The sequence below is a fragment of the Paenibacillus sp. sgz302190 genome, from assembly GCF_059820445.1.
This window is the reverse complement of the sequence record NZ_JBZYAO010000031.1, coordinates 12,740-38,139: the sequence shown is the minus strand read 5'-3', so window position 1 is coordinate 38,139 and position 25,400 is coordinate 12,740. Positions and strand designations below refer to the sequence as shown.

Sequence of the window (25,400 nt, the reverse complement as noted above, 5' to 3'; positions counted from 1 at the left end):
TCTTATCCTTTGACCGCGCCCGCGGCCAAACCGCTGACGATATAGCGTTGGGCGACCAGCGCAATGATGAGCACCGGAAGCGTGATGATGCAAGCTGCGGCCATCAGCCCTCCCCAGTTCACATCGGAATAGGAAATAAAGTTGAATACGGCGACAGGCAGCGTCTTCGTCTTTTCTCCGGCAAGAATAAGCGAAAACATAAAATTGTTCCATGAGAAAATGATCGACATCAAGGAAGAAGTAATAATGCCCGCTCCGGAAACCGGAAGCACGATGTTTAGAAACACTTTGACTTTGCTGCAGCCGTCGATCATCGCCGCCTCTTCGATCTCAAGGGGAAGCGCCTCGAAGAAAGAAATCATGATCCAGGCGATAAACGGCATACCGACGAGCATGTGGCTCAAAATAAGCGCCAAATACGTATCGATCAACTTCACCTGCGTGAACAAAATGAACCACGGAATCAAAAAGGTGATGGCCGGAATAATTCTCGCCACCAGCAGCAGTAATCCGAGTCCCTGCAGCCGGTAGCGCGCTATCGCGTATGCCGCCGGAAGGCCCAGCAGCAGCGAGCCGAGCGTCGAGCCGACAGCGACGATCAGGCTATTGACGATATATTTGATAAAATTGTACTGCTCGAACACGGCCGAGTAATTTTTCACGGTCGGCTTGAAAATGAACGTTTGCGCGGGCGACATAATTTGCGCCTGCGTCTTGAACGACGCCAGAATCATCCAAATAAACGGCGTCAAAAACACCAGCACGATCAGCCATGCCGCTATCGTAACGCCAAGTTTCGGCTTTGTTTGCTCCACCGCTTACTGCACCCCCAATCGTTTGCGCATCCAGATGAAAATTAAGGTCAGGCCGAGGACGATCGAGAAAAATATGACGAGCAGCGAGGACGCCATGCCGAGCTTGAAGTACTGGAAGCCCTGGACGTACGAATAAATGTTCAGCGTTTCCGAGGCGTTCCCGGGCCCCCCCTGCGTCGTTGCATAAATAATGTCGAACGTCTTGAGCACATCGATCAGCCTGAGCATGACAGCCACCATGATGGTTGGGCGCAGCAAGGGCAAAGTAATGAAAAGCAGCTTCTGCAGGGACGAAGCGCCGTCGACATCCGCTGCTTCGTAAGGCTCGTGCGGCAGCGTCGACAGTCCCGCCATGACGATCAAGCTGATCATCGGCGTCCACTGCCAAATGTCGATGATCGACAAGGACGGAATAACCTGCCTCGCGCTGCCCAGCCAGTCCACGGCAGGTAAGCCAAAAAGCCGCAGGACGGCGTTGGCGCCGCCGATGGACGGCTCGTAAATGAGCAGCCATACGAGTCCCATTGCTACGGGAGTCGCTACCATCGGCAGCAGGAACAACGTTTTCGCCAAATTTTTGCCTCTGAACTCTTTGTACAAGACGAGCGCGATGGCCGTGCCCAGCACAGTTTCAACCGCCAGCGACAAGCCTGTGAAATAAAAGGTCGACCCGACAGCGCTCCAAAACCTCTGCTCCGACAACAAATGCTTATAATTGTCCAAGCCCACCCACGTAGAAGGATTGGCGGCCGACATACTCCAGTCGTAGAAGCTGATCCGAAACGTGTAAAAAATCGGAAACGCCATCATGATCAGCACGAACAATACCGCAGGCAAAGTGAATGCCCATTTGATATTTTTATCCAGCCAACCTGTACGCATACTCTCCACTCTCTCCTTAACGGTTTATCTGTCTACTTCGTCTTTTCTTTGTCGATCAGATCCTGAAAATCTTTGTTCGCTTTATCGGCGGAAGCTTTGATATCCTCGTTCATCAAGCCTTTGACCACGATATCTCCGATAATATCCCGCGCCTGACCGACATTGATGATCGTAGGACGGTCGTGACCGACGGCTACTTTAAGCGAATCCTGGATGACGCTAATGAATTCTTTCGGGAATCCGGTATTGCCGTTCGGATCGTTCCAGATGGAATCGCGCGCGCCCGGTACCCCTTTTTGCTGCGCTTTGAGCATAATGTCCTTGCTCGTCGCCCATTGCATGAAAGCCCATGCCGCATCTTTGTTCGCGGTCGACGCATTCATCATCATCGCCCACGCCGTATTATTGTACGGTTTGGAGCCTGCAGCTCCCGCCGGGAACTGAGCAAATCCGATTTGATCGACTATCGTCGATTTTTCCTTATCGATGACGCTCGGCAAAATCGAGCTGGTATCCGTAAAGAACGCCGCTTTTCCTTGAGAGAAAACGCCCTGCGCCTGCGGCCAACCCATGTTGAGCACTCCCGGAGGACCGTAGTTTTTGAGCAGGTTGACATAGCGGGTAATGCCTTTGAGCGCTTCGGGCGTATTGACCGTCGCCTTGTCTCCGCTTTGGAAATCGGCGCCTTCGGAATACAGGAACGACGAAAGCTGCGTTACTAACGGCCCCTTCTGTCCCCTTGCTACGAAACCGTACACGCCGTTATTCGGGTCGTGCAGCTTTTTGACCGCCACTTCCAGCTCGTCGAGCGTTTTGGGCACCGACAGACCGGCTTTTTGCAGCAGATCTTTGCGATAATACAAAACCTGCTGTTCGGTAACCATCGGCAGCGCTACCAATTTGCCGTCCGCCGTCGTGGCGTCCAGAGCCGCTTTCGTGAAATCTTCGAACTGATAGCTCGGGTCCTTCTTCACGTATTCATCGAGCGGCTTCATCCAACCGTTGCGGTTGAACAGCTTCACTTCCTCGGCGGGGCGAACCATCGCCACATCCGGCTCCGCGCTTCCGGCCGTCATTTGAACGGTCAGCTTTTGGCTGAGCTGTTCATTGGCAAAGCTCTGGATTTCGACCTTCATGCCGGTCTTCGCTTCAAACTCGGGCAGCTGCGCTTTGATGATATCCGTCGTGCCGGTGTTTCCCATATAGGCCGTAATTCTTTTGCCTGCGAACGGTTTCGCGTTCGTGTCGGAAGGGCTTACCGCCGCTCCTCCTTTATCGCCCGCATTCGTGCCGCCGCAGCCCGCCAGCAAGCCTCCTGTGATGATTGCGCTTACAGTCAATGCCGTCAAGCTTTTCAATTTACGTTCCATGTACCTGGTAGCCTCCCTTGTTCTTGTCGCAAACATTCTGGTTCCAAAAAGCGCGAAACACGAAACCGCATTCCGGTAGGCTCGGCCTCACTCTACATCACGGTCGCATACAGTCGAAAGCCCTCGAAAAATATTTGTCTTATTAACCTGCCTACAAGTTAAATTTTAATACCCGTCCTGTGTCCAGACTATGAAAATTATTTAACATCACTACTACAAAATTAACAGGTTTCCACGCAAAAACAGGCCAATCCCTCGAAATGGAAATTCATTCCTGGGGATGACCTTTTCGGATAAAAAAATTGCCGACCCGAACCTCCGCGGTTCGAATCGGTCTTCATGCTGGCTTAGCCTGCTGTCCCTACCCTGTTCACGCCGGCTTCCGCGACATGGGGATCAAAGGTAATCGTTGCGCTAAAAGTGGTATTGGATATGACGAAATCCCCGGTTATCCCGCCCCCGCCGCCGGCAAACGATTTGCTCGCGGTCGTCGGAGAAACAATAGCGGTGTCCCCGTTAATCAAGGTTCCTTCGTTCCGGTTAATGTTCAGCACTCCTAAAAAAGAAGGCATTCCCTATCAGCACCTTATTCTCAATATGATAATAGTGTATGCCGCCGTGCCTAATTCGTGCGGTCGTAAATTTTATTTCGCGGTTTATCCCCGCTCTACAAATAGCTCAGCAGATCCGCAAAGCTTTGAATCCGGATATGCGCCCCGTCCAGCTCGCCTTTTTCGCGGAATCCGGCATAATCGCACGCCGCTACGGTCAGCCCGTTGCCCAGTCCCGCTTCCACATCCGAGGAACGGTCGCCTACCATCCAGGCCGACTTGACGCCATGCGTCTGCAGCAGCAGCTTGACCAAATCGACTTTCGACTTCGTCTTGTACTGCCCCGCGCTGTAAAGGCCTTCGAACAAATCCCCGATGCCTTTGGCGTGCACGACGCCTTTTACATACCCTTCCAGTCCGTTGCTGGCAACGAACAAGCGAATGCCGCGGTCGCGAAGCTGCTGCAGCGTTTCGGCGACGCCTTCATACAAGAGCCCTTCCCCCCGCTTCAGGCCCTCCATCTGGTAATGAAGCAGCAGTTCGTCGGCTTGCCGCCGCGCTTCTGCGGACGCTTCCGGCATGACGCGCTGCCAAATATGCTCCAGCAGCATGCCGAGCGCTCCAAGGATCAGCTCCTCCGGCGGCGTTTCGCCTTCATAAAGCCCTTGCTTTCTCAGTTCGTCAAAAGTGGCGTGATAAGCCGGAAGCAGCAGCGTTTCCGTTTGAAACAGCGTTCCGTCAAGGTCAAACAGCATAGCTTCGGGTTGTTTCTCTTTATTCATCGTTTCAACTCCCTCTCCTGCGATCGGCAAAAAATCTTCATAAGTACAGGCTATCCTCTTCAATAAGGATGTCAAAGATATCCAAACAAGTCAATGAGCATAATTGGAAAAATGCATATTGCCGATCATTCGCAATTCAGTTATGATTGAATTGAAAATTATTTGAATACAAAATGAATTTTTCAATCAAAATGAAGTCAAAATCATAAAATTTTTAGGAAACGAGGCATCGGGTCATGAACATTCATATTTTTCAAAACCAGCAGGAGCTGAATGAAGCCGGAGCCGGCATCATCGCCAGTCTCGTACAAATGCAGCCCAGAGCCGTCCTCGGTCTGGCGACCGGCGGGACCCCTGTCGGCATCTATGAAGAACTGGTCAAAGCTTATCAAAAAGGACGGGTCAGCTTTAAGGGCGTGACCGCTTTTAATCTCGATGAATATGTCGGGCTGCCGGCGGACCACCCGGAAAGCTACCGCACTTACATGAATCGGCATTTGTACGATCATATCGACCTTCCTCCGGAGCAAGCCCACATCCCGAACGGTAATGCGCCGGACCCGGAGGCGGAATGCGTCCGGTATAACGAAGAGCTGGAGAAAGCGAAGCAGATCGATCTGCAAATTCTCGGGCTTGGCCACAACGGCCATATCGGCTTTAACGAGCCGGATCATTCGCTGATCAGCGGCACGCACCTGGTTGAGCTGAAGCCCGAGACGCGCGAAGCGAACGCCCGCTTTTTTCATTCTTTGGAAGAAGTGCCTACCCACGCGTTGACGATGGGGGTCGGCACCATTTTGAAAGCCAAAACCGTGCTGCTCATCGTGCGCGGCGCGGATAAAGCGGACATCGTCCGCCGTGCCCTGACCGGTCCGATTACGACGGAAATACCGGCCACTCTGCTGCAGACGCATCCGCACCTGGTCGTCCTGCTCGATGCGGAAGCCGGGAGGTATATGCAATGAGCGAACTGGTCATTACGAATGCGAACATCGTGACTGAAGAAGGCGTAATCGTGCGCGGCACCGTTTGTGTAAGCGACGGACTTATCGCTGCCGTCCATGAACATAACGGCGGTTCTGCGGCAGCGCCGGCTCCCGGCGGGGAGCGGATCGATGCGGCGGGAAGCTGGCTGCTTCCCGGATTTATCGACGTTCACGTACACGGCGGTTATGGTGCGGATTTTATGGATTCGGATCCCGAGACGCTGGATACGATCACCCGTTTTCACGCGGCCCACGGCACGACTTCCATGCTAGCTACGACGATGACGGCGCCGCATGCGGCCATCGAACGCGTGCTGAGCGAAGTCAGCAGCTACATGAGCGCTCCGATGCCTTACGCCCAACTGCTCGGCGTGCATCTGGAAGGGCCGTTCATCTCGCCCAAATGGCCGGGCGCGCAAAACCCGAGCCACATCGCGCTGCCGCAGCGCGAGTGGCTCGAAGACTGGCACGAGCGCTACCCGGGGCTCGTGCGGCAGTTGACCCTCGCCCCCGAACGCGAGGGGGCGCTCGTGATGATCGCGTGGCTGCGCGATCACGGCATCGTGGCCGCATGCGGACACACCGACGCGAGCTATGCCGACGTCCAGTCGGCCGTTCGCGAGGGGCTCTCGCATGCGGTCCACACCTTCAACGCGATGACGGGACTCCATCATCGCGAACCCGGCACCGTCGGTGCGGTGCTCACCGACGCGCGCATCAGCGGCGAAGTGATCGCCGATGGGCACCATGTGCATCCGGCAGCGATTCGCCTGCTGACGATGGTCAAGCAGCCGCACGGCCTGCTGCTGATCACGGACGCGATGTCCGCCGCCGGGCTCGGCGACGGCCAGTACGAGCTCGGCGGGCAAGCCGTGACCGTGCAGGCGGGCGTGGCCCGGCTGACGGAAGGCGGCAGCCTCGCCGGCAGCACGCTGACGATGATCGACGCGCTGCGCTACATGGTGCGCGAGGTCGGCGTCAGCGTCCCGGAAGCGAGCCGCTACGCGAGCGGCAACCCGGCGCGGCTGCTGCGCCAGGACGACCGGCTCGGCTCGATCGCGCCGGGCAAGCAGGCTGACCTGCTCCTGGTCAGCCCCGAGCTCGAGCTGCAGCGCGTCTGGGTACAGGGCCGGGAAGCTTAGCACGCCCTCTTCGGCGTAGCGCGCCACTCCCCGGCTCGGCGCGCCCTTAGGGCTTAGCACGCCGCCTCCAGTTCAGTCCGCCCTCTTCGACACAGCACGCCCACTCTTCGGCAGCTTAATGAAGTTGTCGGAGGAGGGCGTCTTTGTCGTTACTTGGATATGGCGTCGTCCCTACTTACCTCCCCGCCCCCGCTAACACCCCGCCGACTAACCTCCCACGCAAAAAACCTGCGAAAATACATTTTTTTGCGCCTTAACGCACCTGCCTCGATAAATTCCTGCAAATCTGCAGGCTTTTTCCGTCCAAACCCCAGCTCAGGGTAGCGGTCGAAAATTCCTGCATTATCGCAGGCTTTTCCCAAAAACAAGCCACTTTCACTGAAAAAACCTGCACTTTTGCAGGAATTCAAGCTGCAGGCCAATTATCTACTTTTCAGACAGCGGAATCCACCGTTTCAGCTACTAAGTCAACTACATACTGCATACGCCTTTACGTCTCTCAAAACACAGAAAACTCTCCCGCTAACGCCCCACCGACCAACCTCCCATGCAAAAAACCTGCAAAAATACATCTTTTTTGCGCCTTGATGCACCCGCCTCGATAAATTCCTGCAAATCTGCAGGCTTTTCCGCCCAAACCCCAGCTCAGCCCCTTAACGGTCGAAAATTCCTGCATTATCGCAGGATTTTCCTAAAAACAAGCCATTTCCCCAGAAAAAACCTGCACTTTTGCAGGAATTCAAGCTGCCAGGCCGATTATCTACTTTTCAGACAAGCGGAAACCACCGTTTCAGCTAAGTCAGCTACATACTGCATACGCCATTACGTCTTCTCAAAACACAGAAAACTCCCCCGTTAACACCTCTCTGACCAACTTCCCACGCTAAAAAGCTGCAATAGTACATCTCGCGAAAGTTTGGTGTTCGGGGTTCGGCGTTCAGTGGGGGTTCGGGGTTCGGGGTTCGGGGTTCGGGGTTCGGGGTTCGGGGTTCGGGGTTCGGGGTTCGGGGTTCGGGGTTCGGGGTTCGGGGTTCGGGGTTCGGGGTTCGGGTTTCAAGCGTTCAACCGCTCAGGCGTTTCAAAAGCACTTCACCTCCCCGGGCGAACATTTCAACGTTCTTGCAGGATTGGTGCGAATGCCGTCGAAGTTAAGTAGTCGACCGATGCTGTTTTTTTAATCGCAAAGAAAGGAATTTTGCCCATGCTTTACGTGATCAAAACCGCATATACGCTGCTGTTTCCTCCCGGCATTATTATTGTGCTGCTTGTCTTCACCGCCCTTTGGCTCCAGCAAAAAAAAGAGCTTATGAGCTCTTTTTTGGTCGGCTTCGCGGCTTTGCTGCTCTATGCATGCTCGACGCCTTATCTCGGCAATTCTTTTTTGCATACGATTGAAAAAAGATATTCGCCTCCGGCCGAGGTGGCCGGCGATTCGCTCGTCATGCTGACCGGCGGTGCGGTTGCGGGCACTCCTGATCCTTTGACCGGCGGCACCGGCCATCCTAGCCCGAGTACAGCCGCACGCGTGCTTACCGTCGCCGAGCTGTACCGGCAGACGAAGCTGCCGATTGTGCTGTCCGGCGGGCAGGTTTTTGCCGATACGGGCAACGAATCGCAAATCGCCAAGCGTCATTTGATCGCCTTGGGCGTGCCTGAGTCGGCTATCAAGCTCGACGATACGAGCCGCAATACGGAAGAAAACGCCGCCAATACGAAGGCGATTTTGGAGCAAAACCACTGGAAAAAGCCGATTTTGGTCACTTCCGCTTTTCATATGGCCCGATCGGTCAAACAGTTTCAAAAGCAGAAAATCGATGTTCTGCCCTACCCGACCGACTATCAAAGCAGCGCCGACCTCCAGGCGTATGCCTATGCCTTTATTCCCTCCTACTCGGGATTGTCGGCTACGGCTTTAGCTCTGAAAGAGTACCTCGGCATCCTCGCTTCCTAGGAGTCTGTCTGAGGGAGTTACTTTTGTGCATACCCCCTGAATAATAACTGCATATATTGCCGCTTACGCTGCATAATTACTGTCATTTTGTATATATACCTTCTGGACAGACTCCTAGCTGAACAAAGGCTGTCCGCGGCAGCAGTTCGACCGCAGGCAGCCTTTCTTTACGCTCTTCAGTAAAATTTCTTCTGCTCCCTGTCCTCCTTCAATATTTCCACCGCTTCCCGGAACCGCAGCGAATGCACGATTTCCCGTTCGCGCAAAAATTTCAGCCCATCCTGCAAATCCACATCGTCGGTCATGTCGATAAGCCACTGGTAAGTTGCCCGCGCTTTCTCCTCTGCGGCAATATCCTCGTACAAATCGGCGATAGGGTCGCCTTTTGCTTGTATGTAAGCGGCAGTCCAGGGCACACCTCCGGCATTTTGATAGAACAGCCCCCTGTCGTGGGAAACGTAATGATCGCCCAATCCCGCTGCTTTTAGCTCCTCGATCGTGGCGTCTTTTGTAAGTTTGTATACCATTGTGGCAATCATTTCCAAATGCGCAAATTCCTCTGTGCCGATGTCCGTCAGCAGCCCGATCACTTTGTCGGGTATGGAATACCGCTGATTCAAGTACCTGAGCGCCGCCGCCAGCTCCCCATCCGCTCCGCCGTACTGTTCAAGCAGCAGTTTTGCCATATACGGATCGCATTTGCTGACGCGGACCGGATATTGCAGTTTTTTTTCATAAATCCACATCCGCTATACCTCCTCACCCTTCAGACCTGCCATGGCCAAGGCGCTTCCACCCACTGCCACGGGTATTTGGAGAAACTTTGGCCGTACGCCTTCAATGGGCCGAATTCCATTTCAAAATGTTGGACGAGATGCATTCTTTTTTCCGCAAACTGATTGTATTGATGAAGTGCGTCATAATCGTCCGGATGAGTGTCCAAATACAGCGTCAGTTCGATCAGCACAAAATCCACCGCTTGCAGGTCATGAAGCTGCCTGTAGTATTCGTCCGAGCGCACTTGGCTCACGTTGGCTCCCTCCCTTCGACCATTTTCGCTTCATAAGGTCCGTACAGAGCCGGCCACAGCGTTCCGATCCTGAGAGCTTCGTAAGGACTGAACTGCGGCAATCCCGGGGGCTGAAACGTCATATATAGCTGAGGCGGCGTATTGTAAAATTTGGTGCGAATCGGCGGACAAGGATCAAATGGGCCGACAAACGGATAGTACGCTTTGAATTGCGAATGCATGTGTATCCTCCTCTTTGCAAGCAAATTCGCATCGCTCTGCCCGCATCGGCAGAGAGGCCTATGTAGAGGATATATGCGGAATAACTTGACCAAAATTCACGTTTTTCCAACATTTCCATATTGTTCGATCCATAGATTGGCCGCTACAATAAAACCATTCCATACTTGGAAAATGTTTATGACGAGGTACTGGGAGTCCGCCCGATGAACCTGAGGTGTTTTTGCAGCGTGAGCGGCATAGTATACAGTCGTGCACAAAAGCAACTCTACCCGTCAGACTTCCAGCACAAGGAGGAGACCGCAACGATGATCACACGCAAGCTGATTCTCGCTACAGCCGCAATCCTTATGACAGCATCCGTCGCAAATGTTACACCCGCAGTTCCCGCCTTCGCCGCGCCCGCGTCGGCATCCGTTTCCGCGCTGACGCAAGGGGTGAGGGGCGATTCCGTATCGACGCTCCAGCAAAACCTGAAAACGCTCGGCTACTTCACTTATCCAACGGTGACCGGCTATTATGGCGCGATTACCGCCGATTCGGTCAAAAATTTTCAAAAAGCGTACGGATTTCCCGCAACCGGCGCTGTTGACGCCGCCACCCGGACGGGCATCGATCATGCGCTTGTCAAAAACACGCTGCTTGGCGATGCGATGAATTTTTTGCACACGCCGTATGTGTGGGGAGGCGCGGCTCCGCAGGGCTTCGACTGCTCCGGTTTTGTATACTACATGTTCAAAACCCATGGGGTTAGCATGGACCGTACGACTTCCAGCGCGCTCTACCAAATGGGAGCTCCGATTACAAAAGCCAACCTGCAGCCGGGCGACCTTGTCTTCTTTTCCGTTGCCGCCCCCGGCGCCGTCGATCACGTCGGCTTTTACATGGGAGACAACCGGTTCCTGTCCGTCACCCGCTCCGCAGGAGTTTACGCTCAAAGCATGGACAGCACCTACTGGGCACCCAAGTATGCCGGAGCGAAGCGCATCTACTAAGCACAAAAGCTAAATAAGCCCTTTCGGCCGGCAAAAAAAATCCGAGTCGCTGCCGAGCGCGTTTGCAGATTTTTTTCGCTCCGACTGCCGTTGTCATCTTGCTGCGCTGAGCTTCTCCGCAAACTGCAGTGCCGTTCGTTTCGTTTAGCGCTTAGCAGCCCGAAAAGCCTGCGAAAGTGCAGGCTTTTTTCGTGAAAGCAGCTCATTTTGGCAAAAAGCCTGCGAAAATGCAGGAATTCCGAGTCAAAATGGCTCTGGACCCTTCTTAGCGCGGAAAAGCCTGCACAATTGCAGGAATTTCTCGCAGCAAGCGTCTAAACGAGCAAAAACCTGCACTTTTGCAGGTTTTCTACGCAATGCCGGCACTGCCGCGTACTTTGCAGCCTTTCCACGCACCGCAGGCACTACCGCGTACTTTTGCAGCCTTTCCACGCACCGCAGGCACTGCCGCGTGCTCTTGCAGCCTTTCCACGCACCGCAGGCACTACCGCGTACTTTGCGGCCTTCCCACGCACCGCAGGCACTGCTGCGTGCTTTTGCAGCCTTTCCACGCACTGCGCAGGCACTACCGCGTACTTTGCAGCCTTTCCACGCACCGCAGGCACTACCGCGTACTTTTGCAGCCTTTCCACGCACCGCAGGCAGTGCCTGTGGAGTGGCGTCCCCAACGCCATGGGTGTTTCGCAGGCTTTCCCGCCATTCCGGCCGCGGCTGCGCCCGGCAAAGAAAAAGACCGCCCTCCCCGCAAAGGGTGAAGGGCGATCTTTTTACAATAAAAGATCGATAAGTTCATTCAAATGAGCAATGCTGGCCAAAGGGACGGCGTCCTGCCCCTGCTGTTTGCCATACTTGTTCAGCCATATCGCTTTCATGCCGATCCGGATCGGACCGGCGACGTCCGCCTCCCACGAATCTCCGACGAATACGGATTCTTCGGGCTGCACTTGAAAGCGGTCAAGCGCCAGCCTGTAAATGCGCGGGTCCGGCTTGGCCACTCCGACCGCATTGGAGATCCACACGCTGTCCGCCGGAAACAAATCCCGCAAGCCGAGCTTGTCGAGCTTCCTTTCCTGCATATCGTGCGGGCCGTTCGTGACGATGCCGAGCCTGTACCGTTCCCCGAGCCGCAGCAGCAGCTCCCTTACCCCCGGGTCCGGCTTCAGGCTGAGCAAATACCGGTCGACGAATTCGCGGTTGAACGCGTCCGCCTCCTCTGTCCGCATCACGTATCCGTGATCGTGCAAAGTCTCGATCAGCCTGCGGCTGCGGTACTCGTCAATCGAGCAAATTCGCTGCTCATACAAGTGAAAGAGCTCGTCGCTTTTCTTTTGAAACGCGGCGAAGAAAGCTTCCGTCTCGTAGCGGCCGGTAACATCGTGCTCCGCAAACATCCGTTTCAGCACGACGTTCCACGTTTCCGAGAAATCGAACAATGTATCGTCCAAATCGAATAAAATCAGCTTCATACCGAAGACTTTCCCCCTCCTCTATTCCAATTTGATGTTTAGCTTCAAAAGGCCGGCGCGGCGCATAGCCTGATAAATGATGACGACAAGCGGGCCGAGAAACAAACCCTTGATGCCCATAAGCTCAAAACCGACATACAAACTGATCAAAGCGGCCAACGCATTGATGCCCACGGCGTCGCTCAACACTTTGGGCTCGACGATCCGGCGGAAAATCGTCAAGACCAGGAACAGCACAAGCAGGCTGATCCCCATCGCCGTATGCCCGACCAGCAGCTGATAGCCGAACCAGGGGATAAACACCATTCCCGTACCGATTACGGGCACGAATTCCATCACCATCACGACGAGCGAAATGGCGAGCGGATAGTCGGCACGCAAAATCAAAAGCCCTATGAATGTGACCATGTACGTCAAAACCGCCATAATAAGCTGGGCGCGGATAAATCCGAAAATCGCCTGCCGCAGGTTGATCAGCACGTTCTCCATTTTCGTTTTGGACTGTTCCTCGAACATCGACAGGAATGCGGCTTTCAGCTTGGGCAGACTGAACATGAACAAATACAAGGCGATGACGAATACGATCAGCCAAACGAACATGTTCGGTATTTTTCCCGCCAGACTAAGGAAAAAGCCGGAAATGCCCGTCAAAAGCTTCGTAAACGCCTGCGTCAAAGAGGTCGTACTGCTTTCCAGCCAGCTCTGCAGTTGATCGGCGATATCCGACGGCAAGGATTCGTAAAAAATCTGCGTCTGCTTGACCGCCTGATCGACGTAACGGTTCACTTCGTTCATATAGCTCGGCGCATTGCGGGCCAGATCGATAAGCTCGGTCACGACGTTCAGCCCGATAAAATAAAACAACGCAAGCGTCAGCAGCGTGAACAGCGTGCTGACGACCGTCGCCACCGCGACCCGGTTCAGCCGCACGACGCGCATCAAAAGCACGGTGACCGGGTCCAAAAATATGGCCGCAACCAGCGCCAGCAAAAAAGGCAGCCCGACCGTAAACAATCCGTACAAAAGCAGCATTCCGAGCGCCATGATTACTACGGTTTTTAAAGACATGTGAACCCTCCGCCTATTCCGTTCTATGCTTCGTTCAGCTGAGTGTATATATGTATCCGTATGATCCGCAAGCGGTCGACTTCGGAAACTTCGAAAATATGTTTGCCGAACTCAATTTTTTTCCCTTTGACGGGAGCCCCTTCGAGCTTCTTGAACAGCCAGCCGCCGATGGAGTCGACTTCATCGTCCTCGATATCCAGATCCAGCATATCGTTCAAATCCTCGATCAGCACCCGGCCGTCGACCGAGGTGTACGTATCCTTCACTTCGATGCCGGGCCGCTCGTCGGTGTCGAATTCGTCGTGCAGCTCGCCGACGATTTCCTCCAAAATATCTTCAAGCGTCAAAAGCCCCGCCGTGCCGCCGTATTCGTCAATGACAACCGCAAGCTGGGAATGCTTTTTTTGCATAAGCTTGAGCACCCGGCTCACTTCCATGGACTCCGGCACGTTCAGGATCGGACGGATGAAAGTTTGCAAATCCTGCTCCTCGTCGGGGTCGGCTGTCAGCAAATCGGCAATATGGACGAAGCCGACGATCTGGTCCTTATCCTCCACCCCGACAGGGTACCGGGTATGCTTCGTTTCATGCACGATTTGCAGGTTTTCATAAAAGCTCAAATCGAGAAACAGGCAGTCCATATCCGTGCGGGGCAGCATAACTTCCCGCGCCATCCGTTCCGAGAATTCGAAGATGTTGTCAAACAGCGCCATTTCGTCCTGGTCGATATGTCCGCTTTTCACGCTCTCATCCATTAATATCCGGATTTCTTCCTCCGTATGCGCGGCTTCGTGCTCGCTCGCCGGCTCTACGCCCAGCCATCTCAGAAAAGCGTTCGCCGCCCCGTTGAGCAGCCAAATAATCGGCCGGAATATTTTATAAAAAAACAGCAGCGGCGCGGACAGCCAGAGCGAGGTCGTCTCCGCTTTTTGGATGGCGAGCGATTTGGGCGCAAGTTCTCCGAGCACGATGTGCAAAAAAGTAATAATCGCGAACGACACGACGAACGACAGCGTTTGGGTGTACACGGACGGCTCGATATGCAGAGCGTACAGCAGCGGCTGGATAATCAGCTCCGAGACGGCCGGCTCCCCGACCCAGCCGAGTCCCAGCGAAGCGAGCGTAATGCCGAGCTGGGTGGCCGACAAATAAGTGTCCAGCTGGTTCGTGACCGCCATCGCGTATTGAGCCCTGTTGCTCCCCTCATTGACAAGCTGCTGCAGCCTGGACTGCCGCACCTTGACCAGCGCAAACTCGGCCGCTACGAAAAAGCCGTTCAGCAGCACCAGCACGAGCACGAGAGCCAAATTTAAAAATATACGGTCGGGTTCGAACGAAGTATGTTCCAACGAAAAGGATCTCCTTTAAAAAAGATTAAATGATAGCTTTTCGGCTTTTGAAATCCACGTTCCGGTAATACGATTCCGCCACCAGCAAATTCGGCCCGCAGCAGGCGGCAGCACTGCAGTAGCAGTTGACGCGCAGGTTGAGCGGATGGCTTTCCCATCTGGCGAATATCGTATCGAGATCGTCCCGGTACACGCTGCCCAGCGGCGGCTCATTGGCAAAATCGGTGACGTACACGTCTCCGGTAAACAAATTCACGTTCAGCCGGTTGCGGCCGTCCGGATCGTTGCGCATCGTTACGTTCGGCTCGCTTCTTAGCCTTTGAATCAGCTTGCGGTCCTGTTCTTCCTCGTTGCAGGCAAAGAACGGCAAAGTGCCGAACAGCATCCAGAGCTCCTGATCCCGGCTGTCCAGCAGCCGGTGTATGGCGCCGCGGAGCTGATCAAGCGACAGCATCGGCAGATGCGCGGCAAAGGAGCTCGGGTACATCGGATGAACCTCGTGGCGCCTGCAGCCCATCTCTACGATCAGTTTGTGGATATCGGGCAATTTTTCATGCGTCCGGATATTGATCATCGATTCGGCGGAGACGTACAGCCCGCCTTTGCTCAGCGCGACCGTATTTTCGACCATCCGCTCATACATCCGCGAAGCCGTCTCTAGACTGACCGGATGGCTGCTGTTCACGAACCCGACCCGGTGAAAATCTTCCGCATTCAAATAATTGAACGAGATATGCATCACGTCGAGATAAGGAGCGATCAGCTCGTATCTGGCCAAATTCAGCGTCAGGTTCGAGTTAATCTGCGTGCGAATTCCCCGTTCGCGGGCGTATTTCAGAATCGGCAGCATGTACTCTTTGACCGTTTTCTCATGGTATGACGGCTCTCCGCCGGTTAGACTGATCGTCTCCAAATGTTCGACCCTGTCGAGCAGCCTGAGCATCTCGGCAACCGGAATTCGCGGTCCTTCCGTCATCGTCAGGGAATCCCCGACCGCGCAGTGCTCGCAGCGCATATTGCAAAGGTTCGTGATCGTTAACTCCACGCTCGTCAATACATGTTTGCCGTACTTTCGATACGACCGCAGCGGATCCCACGGATCGTACGCCGGGGACAGCTCCGGCAGCAGCGGGCTGGCCGCTTGTGCATTTATATTCATGCTGTTTACACCTGACCTATCGTTTCCTTGATTTAGCCGGCATCTTATTGTGCCTAATTCTATGACCTATATTGTAACTTATGCAAAGTAAAAAGTGAAACATGCCTCCCTCGCTCGCACTAGCCCCCGCGTTCCGAAATCCGGCGCTTTTTTACCCAGCGGGGCGCCCACCAGTTCGCTTTGCCCAGCAGCTTCATAAGCGCGGGCACGAGCATGACGCGGATGACGGTCGCATCGATCAGGACGGCCAGCCCGAGACCGAGCCCCAATGCCTTCATAATTTCGATGTCCGTGAAAATAAAGGAGCCGACCACGACGACCAAAATAAACGCCGCGCTCGTAATCAAGCTTCCGGTTTTTGTCAGGCCGGCGGCCGTGCTCGCTTCGTTGTCTCCGGTGCTTTCGTACTCCTCCATAATCCGCGAAATAAGAAACACCTCGTAATCCATCGAAATCCCGAACACGATGCAAAAAATAATGACGGGCAGCGTTGCGCTGACATACCCGATGGAAGTGATCCGCAGCATGTCCGACAAATAGCCGTATTGAAAAATAAGCACGACGATGCCCAAGCTCGCCCCCAGGCTCAGCATATTCATGAGCACGGCTTTAAGCGGAAGGAGCACCGAACGAAAAGCCAGCAGCAGTACGATATACGTAATGCCCATTACAAAAGCCAGCACTTCGGGGATGCGGCTCTGAATCCGGTCGATAATGTCCAGACGATACGCGGGACCCCCGGTTATCTCGATATCCAGGCCGTCCGGGTCCAGTTTGCGCAAATCCCTGACAAGCCCATCGGTTGCAGGGTCGTCCGGGTCCTGCCGGGGGGTTACGACCATGAGCGCGGTATGCGCTTTTGCCAGCTTGCCCTGTTCGATCGGCGCCCTTGCAGACGGTGAGGCCAGCACCGCCGCCAGCTCTGCGTCGGAAAGCCGGCCAAACGGGCTGATATAGCTGCTCACCTCCCGGACGCCGGAGATTGCCGCCACTTTGCTCTCCAGTCCGCGCACCTGCCGAATCGCCTCCTCCTCCCAAACCTCCGCTCGCGTGCGGATGAGAATCTGGATCGGATTCAGCTTCCGTGAATCGTACGCCGTCTTCATCAGATCCGATCCGTACCGGGATTCGTAGGCCGGAGGAAGCACCTCGGCGTTCGGCACGCTGAGCTTCATCGAGCCGATCGGCGTCATCGTGTATATGAGCGCGCCGCCGACAACAACGATCAGCAGCAGCGGGCGTTTCATGACGCCGTACGCCACCTTCTCCCAGAAGAGGGAAGTCCTTTCCTTGCGGAACCGCCGGGGGATGATCTGCAGGGCGTTTATTTTGTGCCCCAGGACGGCAAGCAGGGCGAGCAGCACCGTATTGGCGGCGATGACGGAAATGGAAACGACGATCACGCCGCCAAGGCACAGCGAGCGAAAAAAAGTGAGGTCCACGAACAGCATGCCGAGCAGACCGATCAATACCGCGATGCCGGAAAAAAATATCGATTTGCCGGCCATATGGCAGGTCATGGCCACGGCTTCGGCCACCCCGGGCTGCTTGCCCAGCTCCTCCCGGTAGCGGCTCACGAGAAACAGCGCATAATCGAGGCCAACCGCCAGCCCCAGCATCGTCACCATGTTCGGTAAAAAGTTGGACAACGATTGATGCTGGGCAATAAAATAAGTAATTCCAAGCGTCAGCGTAACACTCATTATGCCTACGACGAGCGGGAGCATCGCCGCCACCAAAGTGCCGAATACCACAAGTAAAACAAGCAGCGCAATCGGCAGACCTATCGCTTCCGATTTGGCGATATCGCGTTTGCTGGCTTCCTGCATATCGTACAGAATGGCCGGTCCGCCGGTGACATACACATTCATTCCCGCAGGCGGGATGACTCTTTGCTTGATCTCCGGGAATTTTTCCAACGCCTCGTTCGTTTCCAGATTGAGCGGCACGGCTGCGGCCTGAACGTCGCGACGACCTTCCAGACGCGGAACGCCGGATAAGCTGATTTGTCCGACATAGGGCAGCTTGCCGAGCTCTTTCAGCGAGTTCAGAACCGCCTGCTGATTCCGCTGCTCCGTGAAATCGTATCCTTTGCCCGTATATACCAGGTTCAGCAAAGTGACGGGAAGCCCCAGTTCCTGCTGTAGCCCGGCGAGCCCGCGGTCGGATTCGCTGCCTTTCGGCGTAAAGCCGTTATCTTTGAGCAGGCCGGGCGTCTTTTGAGCAAAGAACGCAAATCCGAGAAGCAGCACAAGGCCGGCGATTAACACCGGCCACCTGAATCGGTGCATCGCATAGCCCCATCGCCAAAAGCTCCCTTTCGATTCCGTATTCCTCACGTCAACCCCTCCGGATCCGACAAAATAAGAAAGAACCCGGTTTCCCAGGTTCTTGATTCGTTAGCTTATATTGTATCTCAAAAAATCGTAGGTATGCCTTTGTCGGATGCAACTTCTCCCACATGCGTATCTCCGACATCCGTTATGAGAATGTTCAGCTTTACGGACAGATCGATTTCGTACGGCTCTTTCAAATCTTGACCGGATTCATCCTGCAAAATACGGACAACGGGACGGTGCGGAACCGTAATGTGCAGTTTGGATACGATTCCGGACTCGCCCGTATTCAAGCGCACCGGAATTCCGAGCGGATAGATGGCGACTTTGTCCCGGAAGAGCGCGATTTTGCTCTGATCGTACATCGTGCCGGACCCTGCGAACAACTGCTCCATCGCTTGATGAGGCAGCATCGGACGGCGGTACACCCGCATGGTCGTCATCGCGTCATACGAATCCACCAAGCCGATCCAGCGGGCGAACTCGTGAATGTCATTTCCGTGAATGCCCCGCGGATAACCGCTGCCGTTGATCCGTTCGTGATGCTGTAAGGCGCAATGGGCGGAAACGAGCGGAATGTTGGGTTCTTCTTTCAGGATATTGAACCCGTAGGTCGTATGGTTCTTCATCTCGTCGAATTCCTCGTGGGTTAATTGCGACGGCTTGCGTAAAATGTCCAATGGAATTTTGGTCTTGCCGATATCGTGAAGCAGCGCCCCGACTCCGAGCGCCACGAGATTGTCGCGGTTGTAGCCATAGCTGATTCCGAGCATGGTTGCATAAATGCTTACGTTCAATGAATGCTGAAACAAGTAATTGTCCGTAATATTCATATGATTCAGCATGACCATCGCTTCCTGATGACTGCTTACATCGTCGATAATCATCGCCATCACTTCGCGGAATTTGCGCCCCAAATCATAATAGCTGACAGCGCTGCGCTTATGCGAATTCTCCATCATGCTGCGGAACGTGCTGCGAATTTCGTGTATCGCTTTTCTTCTCGTCTCTTCCTGTATCAAATCAGGCTGTATGATATCATCCGTACGCGGATCCGCTATGTATATATAGTCGATGCCGTAGACGAAAAGCCTTTCTATAAGTCGCTCCGTAAGCTCTACATTCACAGCGAGCAGAACCAGGCCCTCTTCGTTGTAAATATTTTTGGCCAGCCTCATTCCCGGTTTACACATGTTGATCGGCATTAAGCGCATTTTGCTTCCCTCGCTTAGGTGAAAGACTCTGGCAAATTTTATTTCATCTTTCTTCTAAATGTAATAGATTTCATAAAAAAGAGCAATAGAAAAACCGCACCATTCGGCACGGTTCGATCTAGTTCTAAGGTACAATTTTTTTACAAATACAAGTATAAAGCAAAAATAATGGCAACGATAAAGCGATAGTAGGCAAAATATGTAAGCTTCATGCGCTGCACCAGTCTGATGAACGTTACGACCGCCAGCAGTGCGACGATGAACGAAACGAAGAAGCCTGTAAGGAAAAATCCAAGATAGTCAATGGACAAAGACGAATGGTTTTTGAGCACATATATGCCGGAAGCCCCGAACATGACCGGGATCGCCATAATAAATGTAAAATCCGCAGCGGCCGCCCGGCTTACTCCCGAGAGCATGCCGCCGGCAATCGTCGAGCCGGATCGGGAAAATCCCGGCCATATGGAAAGCAGCTGCCACATACCGATGAAAAATGCCTGCTTGTACGTCAAATCGTCCATCACTTCGGTAGACGGGCGTTCTTTTCGTTTCTCGCCGAGTATCAGAAGAATACCGCCCAACACGAGACCGACCAGCACCGTTGTTGCATTGAACAGATACTTATCGACATAATCGTTGAAGAGTACGCCGATTACGCCCGCTGGCAAAATGCCGATCAGAATGTGCAGCAGGTTCAGCTTTCTGCCGGTAGGGCTGTCGCTTTTTCTGCGGATCAATCCGAACAGCGACAAAATCCGTTTCCAATAAATCAGCACGACGGCCAAAATGGCTCCCAATTGAATAAAAAAGTTAAACGTCTGGATGACCGGGTCGTTATCGTTAATTTTCATCAAGTTTTGAGTCAGGATCATATGTCCTGTCGAGGATACGGGCAAAAATTCGGTTAATCCTTCCACAATGCCGATAATAAATGCTTCCCAAATGTGGTACATGGCTTCCCCCTTCGAATAGTTCGTTTATGGTAATCTCCTGTCCGATTATATATTCTACCTAACTATATGCATATCTGACAATACATCCGACAAAGATCGTCAATTGGAACTATTCTTCCGCAAAATTCGCGCGGCTTCGGTCCGTGAACCGCTGGTCCCCGCAGCTCTTGACCGCCTCTTCGTCCCGAAGCTGCGCGGCCAGCACATCCCGGATAAACTCCGGGAGCATATATTCGATGTCGCTGCCCTTGCCCAGCGACATATAGCCGGAGCCAAACGTGAACATGTCGATCGTACCGATCGTATATTCGCGGTCCGGCTCCAGCGGCTCGCCGCCGACTGTCGCGGCGATTACGCGTTCGTAAGGCGGGCGGGAGCTGTCCGTTTCGACGCGCATGCCGTCGACGCACAGAACGCCCAGCACCTCGCCCCGGAAGCCGTAGCCCCGTATCGGCTTCTCCATAAATTCGCCAAGCAGCGACTCTTCGAGCGCTTGCAGCAGATTGGCCCCGCTGAGCCGCAGGCGGCAGGGGTTGATCGGCCCCGGGCATATTTCCAGCAGCCGCCCGCGGGTAATGCGCCCCTCCTTCAGCCCCTGAAGGAGCTGGCCGCTGTTGACCAGCCCGATCTCGGCGCCGGTCCATCGGCGAAGCCCCGCGGCAAGCAAGTTGCCCAGCGGGGACTCGCCGTACCAATCAAGGCGCAGCGGCTGCCGCAGCCGCGCGACTTCCTCGTCCAGCGCGGCGGCGCTGGACTTGCGGTAGCTCTCCAGCAGCGCGGTGACGCTGCTGTCTTCGGCGGCGCCGTCCATCGGCACGACGCTGCCGCGGAGCTCGGCGATCCGGCGGCCGGCCGGATCGTAGGCAAGATCGATGCGGCCGGTGTAAGCGCCGAACTTGCCGGCCGCGGCAATATAGGTGCCGCCGATCAAGAGCGGCTCCTCGAGCAGATGGTGCGTATGGCCACCGAGGATCAGGTCGATGCCTTCCAGTTCCTCCGCCATGTGCTGATCCATCCGCAGTCCCAGATGGGACATGACGACGACGAGATCCGCCTGCGGCCGCAGCCGCTCCGTCATCTCGGCGACGGCTTGCAGCGGCTCGGCAACGTGCCAGCCAAGCAGCTCGTAGTAGTCGGTATAAGCGGCCGTGACGCTGATCAAGGCGATCCGCAGCCCCGACTTATGAACGATCAAATACGGAAGCATCCAGTCCGGCGTCCGGTTCGTTGCCGCATCCAGCACATTGCTGGCGATGACCGGAAACCGGGCATGCTCGCGAAATACGGCGCCAAGCGCGTCCGGGGTAAAAGTAAGCCCTTCGTTGTTGCCCACAGCCATCGCTTCGTAGCCGGTGGCGTTCATAATCTCCACGTTCGCAACCCCGCCGGTGCCTTCCGTTTCTGGCCGCATCCGGTCCATGTGGTCTCCGATATCGAGCGCCAGCACTTGATCCGCAGGCAGCGAGCTTCGCACGCTTTGAAAGTACGCGCTGATTTTCGGCATCTGTTCAAAATGGCTGTGTATGTCGTTCGTATGCAAAATGACTAGTTTGCGCAGCCCACTAACCAATACGTTCACCTCCTGGGATCTATCCGACGAATTCCGCTCATTTCTTGAATTTCAGCTCATCCGGAGATACCGAATTTTTGAAGCCGAATGCCGCTTCGTTCCCCAGCCCCGCATCATGGAGAAACCATATGCTGACGACGCTCTTGACATTCAGGCATTCGCTGCTTCCGTCCGGAACGTACAGCCGGATCGGATACCCTTTGCTCAGCGGCTCGCCGTCCTGGGCATACAAAAACAACGCCCGGTCGGCCTGGGACCACGGAATCAAAGCCTGGAATTCATCGGCGGCCTCGACTTTCAGATGGGTAGGCTGCGGAGCATCCGTCGCCCCGTGCTTTTGCCTCCATCCCCGATACCACGATTTCAGATCGAAAGCTTCTCCACGCACGGCCGGAACCCGCTCCTCCAACGGCAAGCTCAGCTCAGCCAGGGCCGCCATCTCCTCCACGGCAAACACCTCGGCGGCTATATGCTTGTCTTTCACTTGTATGCTCATTCGCTCTCCCATATACGTCAGTTCCCTTCTTTCTGTACGGCAGATTGCCTGACATGCCTCATTATACCATTTTCCCGCAAAAATATGATATGCTGTAGGGAATCGACATCAAGCCAAGAGGTGCACACAGCCATGAGAGTAACCATACAGCTCTTCGCAGGTCTCGCGGATCTGCTGGAAACTTCCGTCCTTACTATGGAAACGGAACAGGAAACTGTATCTATAGCACAATTAAAACAGCTCATCGCCGAACGGCATCCGGCCGCTGCAGCCATGCTGCACGCCTGTTTTGTCGCCAAGAACCAGGCCTACGCCGGCGAAGAGGAGACCGTCTCCGAGAGCGACGAGCTGGCTCTGATCCCTCCCGTGTCGGGCGGACAGCCGGAGCCTTCAAAATATGCGGTTACGTACGACGCCATCGATGCGGCGGAGGTGGCCGCCAAAGTTAACCACCCGAATCACGGCGCTTCTCTCGTTTTTATCGGGACAACCCGGGAAATGACCGCCGGACAGCGGACGGTGCTTCTGGAATACGAAGCTTATGTGCCTATGGCCATCAAGACGATGGAAGCGATCGGCGGGGAAATTGGCGCCAAATGGCCGGGGGCGCTGTGCGCTATTACGCATCGGCTGGGCAAAGTCGCGATCGCCGAAGCAAGCGTCGTGATCGCCGTGTCAACGCCCCACCGGGCGGACTGCTACGAAGCGAGCCGCTATGCCATCGAGCGTTTAAAACAGACGGTTCCGATCTGGAAAAAAGAAATTTGGGAGGACGGTTCGGAGTGGAAAGGCAGCCAGACCGGCACCTGGAATCCGCTGAAACAACCGGACTGACTGCAAGAGGTGAACATTCATGCAAATAGATAACGATTTGGAACAGGCCGTGGATCCCCGTTATTCCCGGCAGACGCTGTTTGCTCCGATCGGAACGGCAGGTCAAAAAAAATTGAACGTCAGCAGAGTCGCCATCGTCGGCATGGGCGCGCTCGGAACGGTGCTTGCCAATCATATGGTGCGCGCCGGAGTCGGGTATGTGCGGCTGATCGACCGCGATTTCGTCGAGGCCAGCAATTTGCAGCGCCAAATGCTGTACGATGAGGAAGACGCCGCTTCCTCGATGCCCAAGGCGGTTGCAGCGGCAAGGCGGCTGCAGAGCGTCAACTCTCTCGTTGCGATCGAGCCGCACGTCGTCGACCTCAATCCTTTGAATGCGGAGCAGCTGCTCGGAGGCGTGGACATTATTCTGGACGGTTCCGACAATTTCTCCGTCCGCTTTCTCATCAACGACGTCAGCAGCAAGCTCGGCATCCCCTGGATCTACGGAGGAGCCGTCGCTTCGAGAGGCGTCGCTTTGACGATTCGGCCCGGGCATACCCCTTGCCTGCGATGCCTGTTCCCGCAAGCCCCCGCTGCCGGAACGGCGGAAACGTGCGATACGGCCGGCGTCATCGGCGGCATTATCCATGTCGTGGCTTCTTTTCAGGCTACGGAAGCGATCAAATATCTCGTAGGGGATCTGGAGCATTTGAATGACCGCATGCAGCAGTGGGACTTGTGGTTCAATCACAATTCCTCCATTAACGTTGCGGGCGCGCGCAAGCCGGATTGTCCCGCCTGCGGTAAAGGGCATTACGACTATTTGGATGCCGTGCACGACAGCGACGTCATCCAGACGCTTTGCGGACGCGACTCCGTGCAAATCCATCCGGTAGTCCCTTCGTCCCTGACCCTCGAGCAATGGGAAGAAAGACTTACGCCGCTGGGTCCTACGGAGCGAAACCGCTTTTTGCTCAAATTTCAGGCCGGTCCCGAAGTCACGCTCGTCATTTTCCCGGACGGACGCGTTCTGGTGCAGGGTACGAGCGACCTGACGCATGCCAAAAGTCTTTACAGCCGCTACATTGGAATGTAAAAAACGCAAAAACTCATCCTTGCTTATTGCCAACTTCTAGGAGTAGCTGATACTATAACTATATACCTACTTTAGATATATAGGCTGTAGAAAGGACTTACTTATGCGCACACATGTCTTACAGCTAGTAGTTGGCGATACTTTGATGAACGACACCTACAATGCCGCGGGATTGAATCTCCTGTCGGCCGGAACCTCGCTCAGCGGCAGCGATATCCATCTGCTGAACATGCACAATGTCGACTATGTTGACATTTTTCCGAGAAGCGCGGATGGAGCAGAACCTGATGAAACCGCTGACATTGAAGCAAGCCCCGCACAATCCCTTGGTTTTCAAAGTGCTATCGATGGATTCAAAGATCTGTATGGCAAAGCCGGCTCCGGTAAGCTCATTGACAATGAAGCGATCGAGGCCTCTTTCAATCCGCTGATCGACTCGTGTCGGGACGAAAAAGATGTCGTCTCTCTGCTGCTTTCTTTAAACAGCCCGGATGACTACACCTATCAGCACAGCGTACAAGTAGGCATGCTTTCCTATTATATCGCCAAATGGATGGAAAAATCGGAAAAAGAAGCTCTATACATAGGTAAGGCCGGCTATCTCCACGATATCGGAAAAAGCAAAATCGACCCGAGCATTTTGCAAAAGCCCGGCAAACTTACCAACGACGAATACGATGAAATCAAAAAACATACGATTTACGGCTTTGAAATCATTCGCGATTCCTTGCAGGAACAGGCTATCGCCCTGGCTGCCCTGCAGCATCACGAACGCATTAACGGCACCGGTTATCCGCTGCGCAAAATCAACAAGGACATTCATTCCTACGCCCGTATCGTCGCGGTTGCAGACGTCTACAGCGCGATGATCAACAACCGTGTGTACCAGGAAAAACGCGATCTGCTGTACGTCCTGAAGGAACTGCACCGCATGAGCTTCGGCGAGCTGGACCCGCAAATTACGCAAGTTTTCATACGGCACATGATTCCTAACTTTATCGGCAAAAAAGTGTTGCTAAGCGACGGAAGAACCGGAAAAATCATCATGACCAACCCTTCCGACTTCTTCCGGCCGCTCGTTAAAATCGAAGACGAGTTTCTCGACTTGTCTCAGCTTGGCGATGTAGAAATCACGCAAATCGCCATGTAGCCTT

The 25,400-nt window shown here is 54.5% G+C and carries 24 protein-coding genes; 7 read left to right on the top strand and 17 right to left on the bottom strand.

Annotated elements, in window-relative coordinates; translation table 11 throughout:
* Nucleotides 1–2: 2 nt before the first annotated feature.
* The 5 genes from AC6RNO_RS26665 to AC6RNO_RS26645 form a co-directional block, all read right to left on the bottom strand.
* Nucleotides 3–815 (bottom strand): carbohydrate ABC transporter permease, encoded by an 813-nt coding sequence (locus tag AC6RNO_RS26665; RefSeq protein ID WP_488437694.1) that lies wholly within the window; start codon nucleotides 813–815, stop codon nucleotides 3–5.
* 3 nt (nucleotides 816–818) lie between these two features.
* On the bottom strand, nucleotides 819–1,697 hold the full coding sequence (locus tag AC6RNO_RS26660) for a carbohydrate ABC transporter permease (protein WP_474679745.1): 879 nt from the start codon (nucleotides 1,695–1,697) through the stop codon (nucleotides 819–821).
* A gap of 32 nt (nucleotides 1,698–1,729) precedes the next feature.
* Nucleotides 1,730–3,067, bottom strand: coding sequence for an ABC transporter substrate-binding protein (locus AC6RNO_RS26655; protein WP_488437693.1), 1,338 nt, complete (start codon nucleotides 3,065–3,067; stop codon nucleotides 1,730–1,732).
* Between the two features lie 347 nt (nucleotides 3,068–3,414).
* Nucleotides 3,415–3,639 carry a spore germination protein gene (locus AC6RNO_RS26650; protein WP_474679747.1) on the bottom strand — a complete coding sequence of 75 codons (225 nt, stop codon included), beginning with the start codon at nucleotides 3,637–3,639 and terminating at the stop codon, nucleotides 3,415–3,417.
* A 95-nt stretch (nucleotides 3,640–3,734) separates the two neighbouring features.
* The gene (locus AC6RNO_RS26645; protein ID WP_488437692.1) at nucleotides 3,735–4,400 is read right to left on the bottom strand and encodes an HAD family hydrolase; all 666 of its coding nucleotides are present in this window, start codon (nucleotides 4,398–4,400) and stop codon (nucleotides 3,735–3,737) included.
* 236 nt (nucleotides 4,401–4,636) lie between these two features.
* On the opposite strand from AC6RNO_RS26645, the gene nagB reads away from it, so the two are divergent.
* The 3 genes from nagB to AC6RNO_RS26630 all read left to right on the top strand — a co-directional run bounded on the left by nagB (nucleotide 4,637) and on the right by AC6RNO_RS26630 (nucleotide 8,479).
* Nucleotides 4,637–5,365, top strand: a complete 729-nt coding sequence (nagB, locus tag AC6RNO_RS26640) for a glucosamine-6-phosphate deaminase (protein WP_488437691.1) — start codon at nucleotides 4,637–4,639, stop codon at nucleotides 5,363–5,365.
* Nucleotides 5,362–6,528, top strand: a complete 1,167-nt coding sequence (gene nagA / locus AC6RNO_RS26635; protein WP_497107338.1) for an N-acetylglucosamine-6-phosphate deacetylase — start codon at nucleotides 5,362–5,364, stop codon at nucleotides 6,526–6,528. Before nagB ends, nagA begins: the two co-directional genes overlap by 4 nt.
* A gap of 1,201 nt (nucleotides 6,529–7,729) precedes the next feature.
* Nucleotides 7,730–8,479 carry an ElyC/SanA/YdcF family protein gene (locus AC6RNO_RS26630; protein WP_497107337.1) on the top strand — a complete coding sequence of 250 codons (750 nt, stop codon included), beginning with the start codon at nucleotides 7,730–7,732 and terminating at the stop codon, nucleotides 8,477–8,479.
* Between the two features lie 176 nt (nucleotides 8,480–8,655).
* Here the strand turns inward: AC6RNO_RS26630 and AC6RNO_RS26625 are convergent, their stop codons facing one another.
* From AC6RNO_RS26625 to AC6RNO_RS26615, 3 genes are read right to left on the bottom strand one after another with little or no spacing between them, the layout of a single operon-like run.
* Complete coding sequence (locus tag AC6RNO_RS26625) at nucleotides 8,656–9,225, bottom strand: manganese catalase family protein (RefSeq protein WP_497107336.1); 570 nt, start codon at nucleotides 9,223–9,225, stop codon at nucleotides 8,656–8,658.
* Nucleotides 9,226–9,245: 20 nt separating this feature from the next.
* A complete protein-coding gene (locus AC6RNO_RS26620; RefSeq protein WP_497107335.1) occupies nucleotides 9,246–9,509 on the bottom strand; it encodes a spore coat protein CotJB in 264 nt (87 codons plus the stop codon).
* Nucleotides 9,506–9,730, bottom strand: coding sequence for a spore coat associated protein CotJA (locus tag AC6RNO_RS26615; protein ID WP_474679753.1), 225 nt, complete (start codon nucleotides 9,728–9,730; stop codon nucleotides 9,506–9,508). The genes AC6RNO_RS26620 and AC6RNO_RS26615 overlap by 4 nt, the downstream gene beginning before the upstream one ends.
* A gap of 306 nt (nucleotides 9,731–10,036) precedes the next feature.
* Here AC6RNO_RS26615 and AC6RNO_RS26610 point away from each other — a divergent pair, with 306 nt between their 5' ends.
* Entirely contained in the window at nucleotides 10,037–10,723 is a 687-nt protein-coding gene (locus AC6RNO_RS26610; protein WP_497107334.1) for an NlpC/P60 family protein, read from the top strand.
* A 767-nt stretch (nucleotides 10,724–11,490) separates the two neighbouring features.
* On the opposite strand, the gene AC6RNO_RS26605 is transcribed toward AC6RNO_RS26610, so the two are convergent.
* The 9 genes from AC6RNO_RS26605 to AC6RNO_RS26565 form a co-directional block, all read right to left on the bottom strand.
* The gene (locus AC6RNO_RS26605) at nucleotides 11,491–12,189 is read right to left on the bottom strand and encodes an HAD-IA family hydrolase (RefSeq protein ID WP_497107333.1); all 699 of its coding nucleotides are present in this window, start codon (nucleotides 12,187–12,189) and stop codon (nucleotides 11,491–11,493) included.
* A 21-nt stretch (nucleotides 12,190–12,210) separates the two neighbouring features.
* Nucleotides 12,211–13,257 carry a sporulation integral membrane protein YtvI gene (gene ytvI / locus AC6RNO_RS26600; RefSeq protein WP_497107332.1) on the bottom strand — a complete coding sequence of 349 codons (1,047 nt, stop codon included), beginning with the start codon at nucleotides 13,255–13,257 and terminating at the stop codon, nucleotides 12,211–12,213.
* A gap of 23 nt (nucleotides 13,258–13,280) precedes the next feature.
* Nucleotides 13,281–14,606 (bottom strand): CNNM domain-containing protein, encoded by a 1,326-nt coding sequence (locus AC6RNO_RS26595; RefSeq protein WP_497107331.1) that lies wholly within the window; start codon nucleotides 14,604–14,606, stop codon nucleotides 13,281–13,283.
* Nucleotides 14,607–14,631: 25 nt separating this feature from the next.
* Nucleotides 14,632–15,765 (bottom strand): radical SAM/CxCxxxxC motif protein YfkAB, encoded by a 1,134-nt coding sequence (gene yfkAB / locus AC6RNO_RS26590; protein ID WP_497107330.1) that lies wholly within the window; start codon nucleotides 15,763–15,765, stop codon nucleotides 14,632–14,634.
* Nucleotides 15,766–15,884: 119 nt separating this feature from the next.
* Nucleotides 15,885–18,104 (bottom strand): MMPL family transporter, encoded by a 2,220-nt coding sequence (locus AC6RNO_RS26585; RefSeq protein WP_488437643.1) that lies wholly within the window; start codon nucleotides 18,102–18,104, stop codon nucleotides 15,885–15,887.
* Between the two features lie 77 nt (nucleotides 18,105–18,181).
* Complete coding sequence (locus AC6RNO_RS26580; RefSeq protein WP_474679760.1) at nucleotides 18,182–19,315, bottom strand: HD-GYP domain-containing protein; 1,134 nt, start codon at nucleotides 19,313–19,315, stop codon at nucleotides 18,182–18,184.
* A gap of 140 nt (nucleotides 19,316–19,455) precedes the next feature.
* Entirely contained in the window at nucleotides 19,456–20,268 is an 813-nt protein-coding gene (locus AC6RNO_RS26575; protein ID WP_497107329.1) for an undecaprenyl-diphosphate phosphatase, read from the bottom strand.
* 109 nt (nucleotides 20,269–20,377) lie between these two features.
* A complete protein-coding gene (locus tag AC6RNO_RS26570; RefSeq protein WP_474679763.1) occupies nucleotides 20,378–21,838 on the bottom strand; it encodes a bifunctional metallophosphatase/5'-nucleotidase in 1,461 nt (486 codons plus the stop codon).
* A gap of 37 nt (nucleotides 21,839–21,875) precedes the next feature.
* Nucleotides 21,876–22,334, bottom strand: a complete 459-nt coding sequence (locus AC6RNO_RS26565) for a molybdopterin-dependent oxidoreductase (protein ID WP_497107328.1) — start codon at nucleotides 22,332–22,334, stop codon at nucleotides 21,876–21,878.
* 132 nt (nucleotides 22,335–22,466) lie between these two features.
* On the opposite strand from AC6RNO_RS26565, the gene AC6RNO_RS26560 reads away from it, so the two are divergent.
* The 3 genes from AC6RNO_RS26560 (at nucleotide 22,467) to AC6RNO_RS26550 (ending at nucleotide 25,396) form a co-directional block, all read left to right on the top strand.
* Nucleotides 22,467–23,168: a molybdenum cofactor biosynthesis protein gene (locus AC6RNO_RS26560; protein WP_474679765.1), complete on the top strand. Its 702-nt coding sequence runs from the start codon at nucleotides 22,467–22,469 to the stop codon at nucleotides 23,166–23,168.
* Between the two features lie 19 nt (nucleotides 23,169–23,187).
* A complete protein-coding gene (locus tag AC6RNO_RS26555; protein WP_474679766.1) occupies nucleotides 23,188–24,246 on the top strand; it encodes a ThiF family adenylyltransferase in 1,059 nt (352 codons plus the stop codon).
* A gap of 103 nt (nucleotides 24,247–24,349) precedes the next feature.
* Complete coding sequence (locus AC6RNO_RS26550) at nucleotides 24,350–25,396, top strand: HD-GYP domain-containing protein (RefSeq protein WP_474679767.1); 1,047 nt, start codon at nucleotides 24,350–24,352, stop codon at nucleotides 25,394–25,396.
* Nucleotides 25,397–25,400: the final 4 nt, after the last annotated feature.